Below are 16,466 nucleotides of genomic sequence, written 5' to 3' on the forward strand. Positions count from 1 at the left end.
CATGCGTTATCGGAAGCAAAGCTGCGAGTCCAGGTGGCAATGCCTGCCAGCTTCAGCGATTTAGCCAATTCCACACGACGTTGCAACGATTCCGCATCCTCCAGCCAGATCCGGTGCCGTCCTTCCTTATCTTCGTATTCCACATAATTCTGACCGGTCTCTTCGGAAAAGCGCGGCTTCAATTTCTTCTCGGCAATGATTTGCTGGGCTTTATCCATCCCAATCGCTTTGGAGTCGACTTCGGTTTTGCCGTCCTTCTGGGTTTCCGTCCAAATCCGCGTGTAGAGCGGGATGCCCAGGATCAGTTTGCTTGGCGGCACGCCGTCCTCTTCCAGAATTCGGGTTATCGACGAACGTACCCACGGCAATGAAGCGACGGAGCCGGCTACCGGACTGGCCGCCCAATGCTCATCGTAAGCCATCACAACGAGGTAATCCACCACTTCTCCCAAGGCTCGGCGGTCCAAAAACGCCGACCACATCTCGCTGTTCGACTTCGGAGTCACGTCGATCGAAACGATCAACCCCTGCTCCTCCGCCAAAGGGCGAAGCTCGCGCATGAATTGGGTTAGATTGTCCCCATCTTTGGTATAAACATTTTCATAGTCGATGTTAATGCCGTCCAAATCGTAAATTTTCGCGTAATGAAGCATTTGCATTATGGTCGTCAGACGATTCTCGAAACTAGACAATGCCTTGGAAGTCAAATCCGGCTCAAAACTGTTACTGAACAATCCCCAGACCTGCTTCCCTTGGCCATGAGCCCATTTTACATAAACGCTGTCCGCCTTACTCCGTACATTGCCAGCGCCGTCCACCAGCGAAAACCAGGTGGGGCTGACGACGTTCACACCCGGCAACTTACCAATGGATGACGGTTTCGGAGCCACCTGGTACACCGCCTCCCAGGTCATGTTGACCGTTTTGGATTGCCATTTCTGTTTGGCCGCGGACAACTCCTGCTTTAACTCGGGGACGAAACGTTTCTCCCCTGTCACCACATTTTTCTGTCGAACGTATCCGGTATACCCATTATCCAGCTGAACATAATACCATTCATCATCCGGAGCCTGTAGAATCCGCAGTTTGGTTTCATCCTTCATATCGGCCAGGATGGGTTCATGAATGCTTGGCCCGGTCCGCAGCGGAATGGTGCCATCCTTCTTGCCGGAGCCGGTATTTACTGCAGCCGGCATGAGACTCTCTCCTGCCCGGTACAACAGCACCGCGCCAGTGGAAGCATCCTCTTGAACCTCGGCCCCGTACAATTCCTGAAGCAGATGAGCAGGTAGATAGAGAATGCCGTCTTTTTCCTCAGGAGCAAATCGTAGCTCAGTCGGCTTATTGTTAATTTTGGCGATCTTCTCGTCCGCTTTGAGCAAGACCAATTTCCGCGGCGTCGTCAAAATAACCGATTTCGTATCTTCCTCATAACGGATCGTTGGCTCAATCACCTGTTGAATGATCGGAAGCGGGAGCTTCAGGCTATCTCCCGATCCGATCCCGGTTCCGTCCAGCCATTGCCCGCCAGAAAATATCGGCTTCTCCACACGGCCCAACCATTCAGGGTCGACATGCTCGCGATTCGGCAGCCATACCGATTGAGCCCAATACAATCCCGCTATAATAAGGATCAGTCCGAAGAACCATTTGGTTTTGCCCCCGCCGCGCCTTTTTTTGCGATACATGTCTTTTCTGCTTCTCAAGGACAACCCTCCGTATCTAAATCTCTGTCTACTAATAATAACTTATGAATCGTGCAGAAAGTTACCATAAAAATAAAAACGTGTAGAACTCCGAAGGAATTCCGCACGTCTTCTAATATTCTCGCAGGATCGTTACGTTTAATGTTCGATGCGGCACTCGCTGCATACCCCATGCAACTCCAGCCGGTGTCCGTGAATTTCAAAACCGGTTGCCTCTGCCGCTTTACGCTCCACGTCCTCCAAGGACGGGTACATGAAGTCCTCAATTTTTCCGCATTTCTCGCAAATTACATGATAATGATTGGACACGTCAGCATCAAATCGGCTCGAATTGTCCCCGTATGTCAACTCCCGGACCATGCCGGCTTCAATCAGCATCTTCAAATTGTTGTATACCGTAGCTACGCTCATGTTCGGGAAGCGGGGCTCCAAGGACCGGTAAATCTCGTCTGCGGTCGGATGGCTCATCGATTCCATCAGATACGTAAGTATGGCGTGACGCTGCGGCGTAATGCGGACACCATTGTTCTTCAGTTGGTCCAGGGCGTGCTGTACGCGCGTTGTCATCTCGTCCACCGCCTTCTAAATGCTCATTCCTAATTAATAGTTATGCTAAAATAGCTCGCAAGATTATTGTACGTTTAGGTCAAAACTTTTGTCAACGCAAGATCAACGGCAAAGAGCCGGGTCATCGCCTGATTTTACTGGTGTTCAGCTTTTATTCACATATAGATCGCTGTTGCCGTCTATCTTGAGCTTGTAATCGCCGTTTCCGACCGTACCATGAATTTCCTTGTTCTCAACCGCAAAAGGCAGCTCGGTGAAAATATCGCCATACCCGCTGGAACCTTCCAGTTCGTAATTCCCTTCCTCCGGAAGCTCCAGCCGGAGTTCGCCGACCGCGCTATACACATCCCAATCGCCGCCGATCAGGCGGGAGGTAATATAGATCTTGCCGTTTAGCGATTCCGCATGCAGCCCCAGGGGAACGCCATCCAGTCGGATATTACCGTTTTTCGTGCGCGCTTGAATTCCGTCCTGAGCTTCCGTCAGCGTAATATCACCTACCAAGGTGGACAGGGAAGCCTTACCGGTGATCCCCCGTCCTTTAATGTTGCCGCCTTGCGTATCGACTTGAGCCTCGCCAAAGATTCGGTACAGCTCCACGTCCCCGTTCAGCGTCTTGGCCGATACGTCCCCAATCACGTCCCATAACCGCAAATCCCCATTTCCGGTTTGCAATTTCGCCTGCTTCATCGTCTGAACTCCGGTCAGGGTGATCCCACCGCTTGAGGTGGTGATGTCCAGATCCAGAAACCGGTTCTCCGGTACGATTAGAGTTAGATTCACGCGCGGGTGGCGGCGGCCGGTCTCGCCATAAGCCTTGTCCTTAACGGATAAGCCCAGCGTTTTGCCTTCCTTGGCTTCGACGGATGTCACGGCCGCGATTTTACGGGCATCTTCCGTACCTAACTGGTCGATCCAAACCGTATAGCGAACGATAATGTGATCGATCTCCGCTTTACGGACCTCGATATCCCCGTTCATCCCGTCAACGACAATCCGCTCGGTATCCAGATCAATGGGGATGTCCAGTTGAGGTTTTTCGACTCGATAACCCTCCTCTGCACTGTACTCCGCCCCCGCCGCCGTCAGATCCAGGCTGACCCGGTTCCATACATGCATATATTGATCCTGCTGCGTAATCGCAAATACGGAGAAGGCCATAAACATAGATAACAGCAGTCCTTTGACGTCTACATGCGGCCGGCGTTTGGCTAGCGTTTTTTTCATAGGGTTCCAAGCTAATATCAAAATATGCTCGATTCCCCATAAAACGAACACCAATGGCCACCATTTGATGAGCAACCGCATCTCATCCCGTCCTGTCATCGCATCGCGCAGAAGAATGACTGCTATTGCCATTAACAGCGCGGCTGCCGTAAAGCGTCCCGACCGTAAAAACGCGCGCTTCAATTCACGCAAGATCAGCAAAAGCGCCGCCAGCGCCAACGCGAATGAGACCAGGTAAGCCCCGGCATTTTGCACTAGAAGCTGAAGCCAAAAGGGCTTCACCCGAAACATAAACAAGACGGCTCCGCCGCCGATCAGAAGTACACCGGCTCCGAGGCCCTGCTTGACGTTTCGGCTGGACGGCGTATCCGTAAAGGGGGCTGAGCTCACCTCGAGCTCCTTTCGCAGACGGGCATTATGTGCATCGGTTGATTGAAGAACATCATAAATGCTGAAGAAGTACGCTGCGGGAATCAGCAAGCCCAGCCAGATCAGCAGCGGTACGTTGATGGCCGTGCGAACCGAAGAGAAATATATCAACGCTGAGGCATCAATCAATACGAAATACATAAAGCAAAGGCCGCGTAAATAAAGACGCAAATACAAATGCCCCAAACCCGGTAGCAGGGCGGATAGCAGGCAGGCTACCAGCTTGCGCTTGCGTCGCCGGGGCTGGTACCCTTTGGTTCGCACCTGGTTTGACGGCTCGCCTAATGGCAGCATATCCGGCGTCATCTCCCCACCCCTTTCTATCGTTAGGTTTTATCTGCGCGGATATCCCGTTCTCTTCATCATAACCGAAATAAACTTCATCTGTAACGTGGAATGAACTGGACCAGAGGGATCCCCCCCACTTTTTCAAAAAAAACACGCCTTCAAACCCGGAAACCGGGGTTCGAAAGCGTGCATGATCACTTAGACAGATCCAACCGAAATAGGGTCAGCTCAACGCCTGCGGCGGAGCCTATTTGACGGATTGATCTAAAGCCGAACTTACGATATAACGCTACCGCAGGGGCGTTCAGCGTGCTGGCTGTAACGGTAAATCCTTGCTTGTCAGAGTGGTTTGCAAGGACGTACTCCAGCAATTTGCCCCCGATTCCCTGGCGCAAATGATTAGGGTGAACCATCAAGCGGGTGATCTCGAGAATTCCGGGCGATTCATCGCGAACCGCAATAGCGCCCAGCAGCTCGCCGTCCTCTGACAGTTCTCCGATAAAATGATCGCTGCTCGTGCGGATGGAATCAAACGTATCCGGCAGGGGCGGCGTTTCCGTCAGACCTACGGCCTTAGCCTCCAGCCGGTAAGCCGCATGCTGCAAACCCCACAGCTGTTCCACGAGATCGGTGTCCTTCAGCGACAACGGCTTGATCACACGCTCTTCCCCCTCGGAATGGCTATCAACCTATCTTCGGCTCGCCCCGAAAGCAGCAGGCGTCCTAGCCCTTCAATACTTCCACCAACAGCTTGTTGACCAACCCCGGGTTGGCTTTCCCTTTGCTTTGCTTCATAACTTGACCAACGAGGAAGCCGATCGCTTTCTCCTTGCCGGCTTTGTAATCTTCTACGGAAGCAGGGTTGTTCGCCACGACTTCTTGGACAATTGCCAAAATCGCGCCTTCGTCACTGATTTGCACAAGCCCTTGCTCTTCAACGATCTGCTGAGGGAGCTTGCCGCTTTGCAGCATCTCTTTGAACACCGTTTTGGCGATCTTGGAGCTGATCGTGCCTTTCTCCAGAAGGCCAATCATCTCGCCGAGACCTTGACCGGTGAGCTTCACGTCGGACAGTTCCAGCGAATTGCTGTTCAGGTAACCCAGCAGATCGCCCATGATCCAGTTCGATACCGCTTTGGCGTCTTTCGTATACGCAAGGCTGCTTTCGAATAGATCCGCCAGCGCTTTGGACGACGTAATGACGCCGGCATCGTACTCCGGCAAGCCGTATTCCGATGTGTAGCGGGCCTTCCGGGCATCCGGGAGCTCCGGAATCGACGCGCGGATCCGATCTTTCCACGCCTGGTCGATATGCAGAGTAACTAGATCAGGATCCGGGAAGTAGCGATAATCATGCGCTTCTTCTTTGCCGCGCATGGAGAAAGTCTTGCCTTGGGTTTCGTCCCAGCGCCGCGTCTCCTGCACAACTTCTCCGCCCTCGTCCAAAATCTCGCCCTGGCGAAGTTGTTCATACTCCAATCCGCGAACCACGCCGCGGAACGAGTTCATATTCTTGAGCTCGGCCCGTGTACCGAACTCCTTCTGCCCCTGCGGCCGCAAGCTGATGTTGGCGTCGCAGCGCATTGAGCCTTCTTCCATTTTGACGTCGGAAACGTCGCAATACAACATGATCGCCCGGAGCTTCTCCAGATAGGCCCGCGCTTCTTCCGGCGAGGAAATATCCGGTTCAGAGACGATTTCAACCAATGGCGTACCGACACGGTTAAAGTCCACCAGCGAAGCATAGCCGCCATCCACGTGCGTCAGCTTGCCAGCGTCCTCCTCCAGGTGAAGACGAGTGATCCCGATCCGTTTCGTTTTCCCATCCACTTCAATGTCAATGTATCCGTTCAAGCCAATCGGCTGATCGTATTGGGAAATTTGATACGCTTTCGGCGAATCGGGGTAAAAATAATTCTTCCGGTCAAATTTGCTAATATCGCCGATTTCGCAATTCAGCGCCATCGCCGCTTTCATCGCGTAGTCGACGGCTTGGCGATTCAGCACCGGTAATACGCCGGGATGCCCTAGGCAAACCGGGCAGGTATGCGTGTTGGGCGGAGCGCCGAACTCGGTGGAGCAGCCGCAGAAAATTTTCGTTTTCGTATGCAGCTCCACATGCACCTCCAGCCCGATCACCGTTTCATATTTGGATGTTGACATGGCCTATCCTCCTGCAAAACATTGATATGGAACCTACAAGGCGGGACGTTGCTTGTGATGATCCGTTGACGCTTCAAAGGCGTGAGCTACGCGTAAAATCGTGCTTTCATCAAACGGCTTGCCGATGATTTGCAGCCCAACCGGCAGACCTTCGGCAAATCCGCAAGGCACGCTGACGGCTGGAACCCCGGCCAAGCTCACCGGAATCGTCAAAATATCGTTTAAATACATCGTGAGCGGATCGTCAACCTGCGATCCCAGTGGGAACGCGGTGGTTGGCGCTGTTGGTCCGATAATCACGTCATAGTTGGCAAAAGTTTGATCGAAATCCTGTTTGATCAGCGTTCTGACCTTTTGCGCCTTTAAATAGTAGGCATCGTAATAACCCGAGCTGAGGGCGTAAGTACCGAGCATGATCCGGCGTTTCACTTCCGGGCCGAATCCCTGGCTGCGCGAATCGTAGTACAGGTCCAGCAGGCTGCCGGCATGGTCGGCGCGAACGCCGTAACGAACGCCGTCGAAACGCGACAGGTTGGACGAAGCCTCCGAAGATGCCAGCAAATAGTAGGCAGCCACCGCGTATTCCGTATGCGGCAATGACACTTCTTCCCATACCGCGCCTAGGCTTTCAAGCATACGCAAAGCCTCCATCACGGAAGCCTTGACCTGAGGGTCAACGCCATCTAAATATTCCTTGGGTACGGCAATGCGCAGTCCGGAAATGTCGCCGGTGAGGGCGCTCAAATAATCCGGCACCCCCACGTCAGCGGAGGTAGAATCCTTCGGATCGTGGCCGGCGATCGCCTGCAGGACGTAAGCGGCATCCTCGACGTTCTTGGTAATCGGCCCGATCTGGTCCAGAGAAGAAGCAAACGCCACGAGCCCGTAGCGCGATACCCGGCCGTAGGTTGGCTTAAGACCCACCACGCCGCAATACGACGCGGGCTGGCGAATCGAACCGCCGGTATCGGAACCGAGCGTGAAGAAGGCCTCGCCCGCAGCGACCGCTGCTGCCGAACCGCCGCTGGAACCGCCCGGAACGCGGCTTACATCCCAAGGGTTACGTACGGGATGGAAGCTGGAATTCTCGTTGGAGCCGCCCATGGCGAACTCGTCCATATTCAGCTTGCCGATCGTGACCGCTTCCGCTTCCTTCAGCTTCGTGACGACCGTAGCGTCATAAATCGGATCATAGTTTTTCAAAAATTGGCTTCCGCACGTCGTCAGCAACCCCTCGGTCACCATATTGTCCTTCACGCCAACGGGCAGACCAAACAATAAACCGCGAGCTTCACCCTTCGCCAGCTTCGCGTCCAGACGGGATGCCTCTGCACGGGCTCCCTCTTCATTTAACGTCAAATAGGCACCGATCTTCCCGTCGTATTCCCGAATGTTGGCGAAGGCTTCGCTAACCAAATCGGATACGGACAACTCCTTGCTGTGAAGCCGATTATGTATCTCCTGCAAACGCATATCAAAAAGCGCCAATCTAAGCTTCCTCCTTTATGAATCCTAGTGATTTCTAATCAATCAGTTGGTCCTAGAGACGAAAATCCTATTCCAGTACAGCCGGAACCTTAAACTGCCCGTCCTCTTCGTCCGGCGCATTGCGGAACACCTTCTCCGGCGGCAGGCTTTCCTTCACTTCGTCCGCGCGCATGACGTTGCTTAAATGGAGTACATGTGTCGTTGGCGCGATATCGTCCGTATTTAATTCATTTAATTTCTCGGCGTATTGTAAAATCGCATTTAATTGCTCCGTGAACATCTCCCGCTCTTCATCAGTCAGGTGCAAGCGGGCCAGCTTCGCCACATGTTCAACATCCTTCGTCTGGATACTCATGCTTGATGCCTCCTTTAGTGATGCGTTCCCACACTATTCGTACATTCTACCATGCTTGTACAATTGAATAAAATTATATTGTAGAATCCGGTTCAATTCAATCCGTTAAAGCGGAAAGGAAGGAAAGAAAAAGAGCCGGCCGCATGCCGACTCCCTCCCCTTCTTATATCCATGCCCGCAGGTTCACTTGTTTAATGAACTCCGCTTGGGACATTACTTCCTTTGTTGGTTCCTGCTGCTCGTCTGCTTCGCTGTCTTCGCCGTTCATGATTTGCCGAAACAGCTTCTCATTATGCGTCGCCAGCGCGTAGTCGATCAAAGCTTCCTGTGTCGCGCGCTCCGCCTCTTGCTCGATCAGCCGATTTTCGGATTCTATATCGCTCTGAGGAACGAAGTAATTCCGCCCCGTCTTCGGAGACCGAATGACATAATCGAAAGCATTGTCCGGATTGCGGTCGTAAGCAATCACGTAGCCATATTCCCCAACAGGAAGATTCTGCTCAAAAGCATCACCGACGATAACGATTTTTTCTCCCAACTGAAGCATCGTCTACCTCCCTGAGTTATTTATTTTGGTTGCTTAACTCTCATAAACTTGTATTGCTTTATATCATCCTACTAAAAGAGTCGGAGTCAGGTCAAGTTCTTGACCGGAATCCTGGTTGTGAAATAGCGTATGCACTTCGGGTGGGAGGTGTACATCCCGTTTCGCGGAAACTCCCGCTTCAGCGTCGTCCCGCAGGACAAGACAAAAAAGAACGCAAACCGGGAAAATTCCTCAGCTTGCGTGCTTCGCAGAAGTTACAATGTTTTAATAAGTACATCCTATCAAAGGGTTGCACTTTTGTCCACTATTTTTGTACTTTTTCGTCGATTTTATTTCGTTTAACGACAAGTCGAAGAATGGACATCCGTTCCTAGGAAACATACGGATTATTCGCCCGTTCAAAGCCGATCGTCGTTCTAGGCCCGTGGCCGGGATAGACCTTCACTTCATCCTTCATCCGGTACAGCTTCCCGCGAATCGAATTGTACAGGTCCGCCTCGCGGCCTCCCGGCAAGTCCGTGCGCCCGACGCCAAGTCGGAACAGCACGTCACCGGAGAATAGGTCGTCTCCGCACAGAAAGCTGACGCTGCCGGGGGAATGGCCCGGCGTATGATATACGGTGAACTCGTGCCCAATCAATCGGAGCTTCTGCCCCTCGGCTAGATCGTATTCCGCCGGGTCCGTTGTGATAGGCGGTCCGACCTCCGGCCACATCAGTGAGCCGTTCAGTTTGGGTGTCGTGAGCCAGTCGCTTTCCAGCGGATGCACATAGACCGGACAATTCTTGGCTTTACGGATCTGATCCACGCCTCCGATGTGGTCAAAATGGGCATGCGTAAGCAAAATGGCCTCGATCTCCAAGCCCTCGATTCTGCGCAGCAAGGGTCCCGGGTTCGTGCCGGGATCGATAATCACCGCCCGGCCTTCGTCTTCTCCCCGCAACAAATAGGCATTAGTTTGCAGGGGTCCTAATGTAAAGCTTTCGATATTCAGCATCATGTTTATCACTCGAAATAAGCGCACACCGTCCGATGACGGCAGCTTCGCCTACTCCGTATCCTCCCTCGTAAGTTCTATCAGCAGCCAGCCCGTCCAGTTTGTCAGCAAGCGGAAGCGGCCCAGCTTAAGCGTCGCCTTTCTTCCGGCTCCCGAAGGTTTTGACGATAAGGTACACGATCAATAGTGCCAAAGCGCCTAACAGAATCGGCATGACATAAGGCCCGGCCTTCTCATCAATGTGTTGCCACTGCTCGCCGAGCAGCATCCCCAAGTATACGAACAACACCGACCACGGAATCACCGCCAAGGTCGTCAATAGCAGGAACTTGCCGACCGGCATTTTGGCCATCCCTGCAGGAATGGATATCGCATGCCGCGCCACCGGAATAAACCGCGCGGTAAAAATCACCCCGGGCCCGTATTTCAGAAACCAGGCTTCGGACACGTCGATATGCTTCTTCTGAATCAAAATATACTTCCCGTACTTCTCCAAAATCGGCCTGCCGCCATAGCGCCCGATCCAGTAGATAAACAACTGAGCGATCACGCCGCCAACCGTACCGAAGAAGACGGCCCCGATAAAGTTGATCTCTCCCATATGCACGAGATAACCGCCGTAAGCCAGCACGATTTCGCTGGGGATGATCTCGATCATCAGTCCCAGCATAATGCCGAAATAGCCCAATTGCTGCACCCAATCCAATAATACGCCTACTAAATTCGATATCCAATCCACAGCTTCGTCCTCTTTCCCGTTAGCTTTCCGTCCCGAGGGACTGCAAAATCTCCCACTAATCTCAGTCTATTCTATCATAGCCGGGGACATGCGTTCTACTTCACCCTGCTCCCTGGTGACTCCGGGGAATCCGCCCGCATATGCTGGAGCAAAAAGGAGGCGACTTTAAACCATGTCCAACTTCCCGGCAAAACATCGGACTTCCCTCCCGACCCCGCGCAAGATCCGCCGCAGCTGCAGCAAAGAGCTGTACCGGACAGTGAAGCGGCTCGGCATTTATATTCCCGAGGAGCGAATTAAGCAAGGCGAAGCCTTGTATTACAAGAAAGTGATCGGCAACCTGTTATGGATCGGCGAAAACATCAGCAACCGCAAGCTGTTGGCGGACTGGTGGGATGAGGCCGTCAGCGCCGAGCTCGCCGAGCTGTGGGAGGTCGATCAAGAAACGTTGTCCTCAGCCTTCCGCGCGGCGTTCGGAGGATAAGCTGCAAAGCGAACGGACTTGACTGGCGGGAATGCCGCTCCGCGAGCTTGGATGTAAAAAGGCGCGGATACCTACTTCAAGGCGTTTCTCGTTAAAGGATGAGATTGCTGCTGCAGTTGCCGGCCTAACTCCATGGCTTCCTCCGTTAACAAGAACGCTCGGTCGTTTCGTGAAGTGGGAGCGCCAGCAACGGCTTCAGCCAAACGCGAGTAGTCCGCGTACAGGTCGGCGCCAGCCGATGCGGCGGTTTCAGCCTGCCGCAGATGGCCGCTTGCTTGCAGGCTTTGCGCAAGCTGCGATAGCTCGCGCAAAGCCGTCGTTTGCTTGACCCGGTCGAACCGGTCCAGCTCCACGCTTCGCCGCAGCGCCTCTGCGGCTGCGGGGTCACCTTCCCGGGCCAGTGCCCGGCCCAGAGCCAGCCACAGCTCGGAGCACTCCGGTTCGTAACGGAGGCCGGCCCGCAGGAGCGAGGCAGCCTCCTGTGGTGCGGAGCGTTCCGCCAATGCCAACCGCGCCGCGGTACGGTACGGGGAGAGAGCCAGCGAGCGCTGAAGCAGCTCGGCCGCCTCCCGGTTCGCCTGGGGCGGTAAGGCTAATGCTTGGCGGTGCAGCCGCTGGCTCTCGGCTTCGCGGTATCCGGACACGCTAAGCAGGAGAAGCATGGCGGCGACCACGGCAAATGCGCCGCGGACAAGCCAGGGGAGGAACCAAGCAGCGTCGGGCAGTGGCCCCCCGCTTGCCAAGGTTGGCCTAGGCGGAAAGCGAAGGCGATCTTCGCGGGCCTCGGCGATCCCTATGGCCGCCGCCGAAAGCAGCAGCAGCCAGACAAGACCGTAGCTGAGGTCGAAGTCAACGGCGCTATGCAGCAGCAGCGCGAGGTAAGGTGGGAGCAGGGCGCTGCGTGCCCGCAGCAGGGGGATGGCCAGCACCCCCAGCCAGAGCAAGACGAAGGAGAGGCCAATCAGGCCCAGATCGAGCGCCAGGTCCAGGTATCCGCTATGCACCTCGCTGCCGACGTAAGGCAGGCTTTGGATGCTGCGGAACGCGTGGCGCCACGTATCTCCGCCTTGGCCGAGCCACGGCGACCGCCGGAGCAGCGCGGCGGCATCGGCGTACATCGCCGCGCGGGCGGACGCCGTTTCCGGGCGGAACCCCCGCCCGAGGAAACCGGCGGACTCCGGCAGCGCGGCCAGCGGCGCCGCGAGCAGCAGCGCCGCTCCGCCGCAGGCGCAGGCCGCGCGGCGCAGACCCGCGGCGGGCGGGCGCGAGCGCGGCAGGGCGCCGGCGACGAGCGCGGACGCGAGCAGCGCCGCGGCCAGCACCGCGGCGAGCGCGAGCGCGCCGGCCCCCGGCGCCGGGGCGAGCTGCGCGGCCGCGAGCCCGCGCGCCAGCACGGCGGCCGCGCCGGCGAAGACGGCGCTGTGCCGGACGTAGCGCCGCCGCTCGGGGCCGCGCAGCAGCGCGAGGCCTGCGGCCCAGCCGGCCAACGCGGCGGCGAGCGCCCCGCGCGACTCGCTCAGCAGCAGGCCAAGGGCAAACAGCAGGGCGAGGGCCCCCGCCCGCTGGCCGCGCCAGCCGCCTTCGCGCGTAAAAGCGGCCCGCTCCATCCTCGCAAGCCGCATCAGCCGCTCCAGCAGGAACGCCGCCATCACCGCGCCGAAGGCGTTCGGGTACTGGAGCAGCCCGCCGAGCCGGGCACCGGTCGCCGAAACGGCCGGATCTGCGGTGCGTAAAATCGCTCCCGGCAACGGCAGCACGCCGTAAACGGCGGCTAGCGCGGTGAGGGTTAACAGGCTGCCGATCAGCAGCCAGCCCGCCTCCAGAGCGCGGCGGCCGCGCAGGGAGATCGCCGCCAACGAAGCTGACACCGCACCAAATCCACCTAGAAATGCCCACAGCCGTATCGCCTCCAGCGTGGACTGAACGGACAGCGGACCTGCGGCGAGCCGCACTCCGTATGACGCCGCAATGACCATAGGGCCGGCGGACAATGCCAGGATATATCGAGCCGCCGGCTCCACCCCTAACGAGCCGGCAACTGACTGAAGTTTAAGGCTTGCCTTTGCGCTGCAGCCTCCCCCTCGCGTGATCGCCCATCCTCCCGCAGCCACCGCTCCGGCGGCCAGCGAGCCGGAGACCAGCAGCAGGGCTCCCGGACGATCCGTCCAATACAGACCCTGATTCAAGCAAACCCATACGGCGCTCAGCCAAACCGCCACCGTTACTCCCCAAGTCCACTGCTGCTTCACCACCTCCACTCCACCTTTCCTCTTCGAACAAGCCACTTTACTCCATTCATTGGCAAGTTTAAGGCAGGGTATTCTCTGAGGTTACGAGCAGCACGCTTAAGCAAATGTAAAAGTACAGTTATTTCCCGGTTTTGGGGGTCACTTTTCGAAAACAACTGCAAAAGTGCAGTCTATTTCCGATAAAAAGAGCGATTTCTTTGTGATCGCGCAAAATAAACTGTACTTTTACAGTTCAAGCCTCGTTTCAAGCTCCATCGCCCGATAATAACTGCATTTTTGCAGTTCATCCCCCTTTAGAGCTCCACGTCGGCGATCCCTACCGGCTAACGCCAAAAAAAACCGGTCAGGTATCCCCCGACCGGTTTACTCTATATCATTTTTCCTCCCCTGTCGCCAACGGCAGCAGGTCGCGGCAGGCCCGCTCCAGGTACGGATCGACGCGTAAAAAATCGCGGAACCCCGTATACTCCCGCCAGAGCTCCGCCCTATTCCCGCCGGCCGATTTGACGGCACGGATCAGGATGTTTTTCGGCGTATGCTCCATATCGATGAACTCCAGCAGCTGAGTTTTGTAGCCCATCACATCCAGCAGCTTGGCCCGAATCGCATCGGTTGCAAGCGCGGAAAAACGCTCCTTCAGGATGCCATGTCCCAGCAGCGGCTGCAATACCTCGTTTTGCACCTGGTTAAACAGCTCATGCTGACAGCACGGAACGGATAAAATGACCGAAGCTCCCCAGCGGACTGCTTTCTCCAGCGCGGCATCGGTTGCCGTGTCGCAGGCATGAAGCGTAACTACCATGTCGACTGCGCTTAGTTCGTCGTAATCGGCAATATCGCCGACGAGGAACCGTAAATCGTCATACTTTAGCTTGCGAGCTAACCCGCTGCAATGCTCGATGACGTCCGCCTTCAAGTCAAGTCCGACCACATTCAGTTTTCTTTGCTGTTGCACCGCCAAGTAATGATACAACGCAAACGTCAAATAGGACTTGCCGCAGCCAAAATCGACAATGGTCAGCGGGCGGCCCTCCGGCAAATGAGGAAGAACGTCCTGAACCATTTCGAGAAAACGATTGATCTGCTTGAATTTATCGTATTTTTTGGCGAGTACCTTACCTTCCGCATTCATAATGCCAAGTTCCACCAGAAACGGAACTGCGGTTCCTTCCTCCAGCACGTACTGCTTCTTCCGGTTATGGGTCAACGTCCCCAGCGGTTTGCGAGACGGCGCTTTTTTCAGGATCGTCACCTTGAACTTCTTGCTGATCAACACCTGATAATCGGCGTCCGCCGTACAAATCAGCCCTTGTCGGAACGTCTCCTCAAACAGCTTCGTTAACTCGTCCGCTAATGCAGTGGACGGAATATTCTGATGCAGCACCTTGTTCGAATAATGGTAAGCAAATTGATAGTGCAGGCTTTTTTTGATTTCGACCGGCTTGATCTGCACCTTGCTGTAGTCCGTTTCTCCCGTTTTGCGGCGGCCACTGATCGTTGCCGTGATGAGGGTACCCTGTTGCGCCAGTTCGTTCGCGAGTTTGTGCAGTGATTCCATTTCGTTTAACAGCTGCCTTTCTGCATAGGAGTAGTTATGATTTAAAAACGAACCTTCACTTCCGCAAGCCCCTCCTCGACTTCCTCGATCGGCAAACCGCCGGCCGAAAGGGTGTCGGGCGAAAGTGTCAGCAGCCTCTCATAGAATCCAGCCGCGTCCTCTTTAGTCGCATGGCCCTCCTCCAACAAACGATAGAGGGCATTCTCGGCCTGGTCGAACCTGCCTTCGGTTTCCTCCCAGTGCAGCACAAGCCATTCGGTATCTGGCGGCAGCCGATAGGATTTAAGTAGAGATTGCAGCTCGGAAATGGCGGCGGAGATGTCCCAGAGGGAGCGCTCCGCACCATGCAGCGCGGCAGTCAAGTACAGATGCAGTGATTTTAGCCATCGCAAAGCTCCTTCATCCGATTCGCCGGAGGTCTCGTACAGATCGCCCTCTTCTTTAAGCAGCCGGGCCAAGCTCTGCAGCTTGTCCGCCTCCACCTCGCCGCCGGTCTGAAACAGACGCACAATGTCTTGAGCGGACAGGTTCTCCAGCAGCTGAGAACTCAAGCGAAACTGCCCTTTAAACAGCTCGTCGAGGGCCCATAACGCCTCAACCTTCTTTTTCTGCTGCTTCAGCATAAACACTTTCCCCAATACTTCGGTCATTTCCTCGATCATCCTGACCAGGTAATCCCTTCGCAGCATGGTTCTCCCCCTTTCATCACGTGACCTTGCCCCTCCCTCTCCCCATCGGTCAAAATAAAAGCCGAAAACCGGAGTTCAGATGGAAGCTCCGGTTCTTTGGCATCAATTCGACTTCGTTGAAGAGGCGAAACGTTGTGCAATCACGCTATTTTTCACGCTTCTCGCTTCTCTTCCGTCACGCTGCGCAAAAAATCGGCGATGACAGCAGCCAGCTGCTCAGGCGCTTCATACATGCTCATGTGTCCTGCACCCTTAATGACGGCCTTCGTGACGTTAGGGCCTTCGGTGGTAAACAGCCGCGCCATCGGTACGACGGCGTCGCTTTCGCCAGCAACTAGCAGCAGCGGCAGCGGCGTATCCGCCATCACGTCCCGGCGATCGGGCCGCTCGCGCATCGCCAGCGCAGCCCCCGTAGCCCCTTGAGGCGGCGTTTTGTAACCAATTTCTTTCACGCGATCCACTTCAGGTACCAGCTTGGTGACATTTTCCGGAGAGAACAGCCCAGGTACCAGACCATCCACAAAGTGGGTGATCCCTTCGGATCGTATCTGTGAAACGGCCTGAAGCCGTTTCTCCTTCGCTTCCTCGCTGTCCGGGAATCCCGTAGAATGGATCAATCCGAAAGCGTTCAAGCGCGATGTATAACGCTGAGCCAATGACAAAGCGGCATAACCGCCCATTGAATGGCCCAAGAGCGTATATTTGGAAACGCCTAAGGCTTCCATGAGACCGGCGACATCGTCCGCCATTTGATCGATCGTATACGCGCCCATCGGCGCAGCAGTGGCCCCGTGGCCCCGAAGGTCAGGGGCAATGACCTGATATTGTTCGGCAAGCAGCGGCTGAACTTTCTCCCAGTAAGCGGAGCTGCCGCAGAAGCCGTGCAGCAAAACTACCGTTTCGCCCTGTCCTTGTTGTTCATAGGCGATCGTTGTTCCGTTGACCGTTATTTTGTCCATAACGCTACCCACTTTCATCCA

At 55.4% G+C, this 16,466-nt stretch carries 16 protein-coding genes (1 of these 16 running past the window's edge); 2 read left to right on the top strand and 14 right to left on the bottom strand.

The genetic code is table 11. The features are described from left to right. The 10 genes from MKZ15_RS19420 to MKZ15_RS19465 form a co-directional block, all read right to left on the bottom strand. Positions 1 to 1,706 carry the 5' portion of a glycosyl hydrolase family 18 protein gene (locus MKZ15_RS19420; RefSeq protein WP_336244924.1) on the bottom strand. Its footprint begins 28 nt before the window's first position, so only the first 1,706 of its 1,734 coding nucleotides appear in the window; it begins with the start codon at positions 1,704 to 1,706; the stop codon falls past the left edge of the window. Positions 1,707 to 1,844: 138 nt separating this feature from the next. Next, the gene (gene perR, locus MKZ15_RS19425) at positions 1,845 to 2,273 is read right to left on the bottom strand and encodes a peroxide-responsive transcriptional repressor PerR (RefSeq protein ID WP_155608874.1); all 429 of its coding nucleotides are present in this window, start codon (positions 2,271 to 2,273) and stop codon (positions 1,845 to 1,847) included. Positions 2,274 to 2,417: 144 nt separating this feature from the next. Beyond that, a complete protein-coding gene (locus MKZ15_RS19430) occupies positions 2,418 to 4,235 on the bottom strand; it encodes a DUF4097 family beta strand repeat-containing protein (RefSeq protein WP_193419141.1) in 1,818 nt (605 codons plus the stop codon). A 176-nt stretch (positions 4,236 to 4,411) separates the two neighbouring features. After that, positions 4,412 to 4,876, bottom strand: a complete 465-nt coding sequence (locus MKZ15_RS19435) for a GNAT family N-acetyltransferase (RefSeq protein WP_193419140.1) — start codon at positions 4,874 to 4,876, stop codon at positions 4,412 to 4,414. 64 nt (positions 4,877 to 4,940) lie between these two features. Beyond that, positions 4,941 to 6,380: an Asp-tRNA(Asn)/Glu-tRNA(Gln) amidotransferase subunit GatB gene (gene gatB, locus MKZ15_RS19440; RefSeq protein ID WP_193419139.1), complete on the bottom strand. Its 1,440-nt coding sequence runs from the start codon at positions 6,378 to 6,380 to the stop codon at positions 4,941 to 4,943. Between the two features lie 33 nt (positions 6,381 to 6,413). Continuing rightward, positions 6,414 to 7,868, bottom strand: coding sequence for an Asp-tRNA(Asn)/Glu-tRNA(Gln) amidotransferase subunit GatA (gatA, locus tag MKZ15_RS19445; RefSeq protein ID WP_213623781.1), 1,455 nt, complete (start codon positions 7,866 to 7,868; stop codon positions 6,414 to 6,416). 67 nt (positions 7,869 to 7,935) lie between these two features. Continuing rightward, on the bottom strand, positions 7,936 to 8,223 hold the full coding sequence (gene gatC / locus MKZ15_RS19450; protein WP_155608878.1) for an Asp-tRNA(Asn)/Glu-tRNA(Gln) amidotransferase subunit GatC: 288 nt from the start codon (positions 8,221 to 8,223) through the stop codon (positions 7,936 to 7,938). Positions 8,224 to 8,386: 163 nt separating this feature from the next. Beyond that, complete coding sequence (locus tag MKZ15_RS19455) at positions 8,387 to 8,770, bottom strand: ATPase (RefSeq protein WP_339817447.1); 384 nt, start codon at positions 8,768 to 8,770, stop codon at positions 8,387 to 8,389. Positions 8,771 to 9,140: 370 nt separating this feature from the next. Then, a complete protein-coding gene (locus MKZ15_RS19460) occupies positions 9,141 to 9,770 on the bottom strand; it encodes an MBL fold metallo-hydrolase (protein WP_339817448.1) in 630 nt (209 codons plus the stop codon). 124 nt (positions 9,771 to 9,894) lie between these two features. Continuing rightward, positions 9,895 to 10,506, bottom strand: a complete 612-nt coding sequence (locus MKZ15_RS19465) for a DedA family protein (RefSeq protein WP_193419137.1) — start codon at positions 10,504 to 10,506, stop codon at positions 9,895 to 9,897. A gap of 172 nt (positions 10,507 to 10,678) precedes the next feature. Here MKZ15_RS19465 and MKZ15_RS19470 point away from each other — a divergent pair, with 172 nt between their 5' ends. Continuing rightward, positions 10,679 to 10,990, top strand: coding sequence for a dehydrogenase (locus tag MKZ15_RS19470; RefSeq protein ID WP_155608881.1), 312 nt, complete (start codon positions 10,679 to 10,681; stop codon positions 10,988 to 10,990). Between the two features lie 71 nt (positions 10,991 to 11,061). Here MKZ15_RS19470 and MKZ15_RS19475 read toward each other — a convergent pair whose 3' ends face one another. Then, positions 11,062 to 12,639, bottom strand: a complete 1,578-nt coding sequence (locus MKZ15_RS19475; RefSeq protein WP_339822528.1) for an O-antigen ligase family protein — start codon at positions 12,637 to 12,639, stop codon at positions 11,062 to 11,064. 130 nt (positions 12,640 to 12,769) lie between these two features. On the opposite strand from MKZ15_RS19475, the gene MKZ15_RS19480 reads away from it, so the two are divergent. Further along, a complete protein-coding gene (locus MKZ15_RS19480; protein WP_339822582.1) occupies positions 12,770 to 12,913 on the top strand; it encodes a hypothetical protein in 144 nt (47 codons plus the stop codon). Positions 12,914 to 13,612: 699 nt separating this feature from the next. Here the strand turns inward: MKZ15_RS19480 and MKZ15_RS19485 are convergent. The 3 genes from MKZ15_RS19485 to MKZ15_RS19495 all read right to left on the bottom strand — a co-directional run bounded on the left by MKZ15_RS19485 (position 13,613) and on the right by MKZ15_RS19495 (position 16,445). After that, positions 13,613 to 14,797 (bottom strand): SAM-dependent methyltransferase, encoded by a 1,185-nt coding sequence (locus tag MKZ15_RS19485; protein WP_155607869.1) that lies wholly within the window; start codon positions 14,795 to 14,797, stop codon positions 13,613 to 13,615. Between the two features lie 41 nt (positions 14,798 to 14,838). Next, complete coding sequence (locus MKZ15_RS19490; RefSeq protein ID WP_339817453.1) at positions 14,839 to 15,486, bottom strand: DUF6483 family protein; 648 nt, start codon at positions 15,484 to 15,486, stop codon at positions 14,839 to 14,841. 152 nt (positions 15,487 to 15,638) lie between these two features. After that, positions 15,639 to 16,445: an alpha/beta hydrolase gene (locus MKZ15_RS19495; RefSeq protein ID WP_339817455.1), complete on the bottom strand. Its 807-nt coding sequence runs from the start codon at positions 16,443 to 16,445 to the stop codon at positions 15,639 to 15,641. Positions 16,446 to 16,466 lie beyond the last annotated feature (21 nt).

This window comes from Paenibacillus sp. FSL R7-0216, assembly GCF_037969915.1.
In the GTDB taxonomy this organism is placed as follows: Bacteria; Bacillota; Bacilli; order Paenibacillales; family Paenibacillaceae; genus Fontibacillus; species Fontibacillus rhizolycopersici.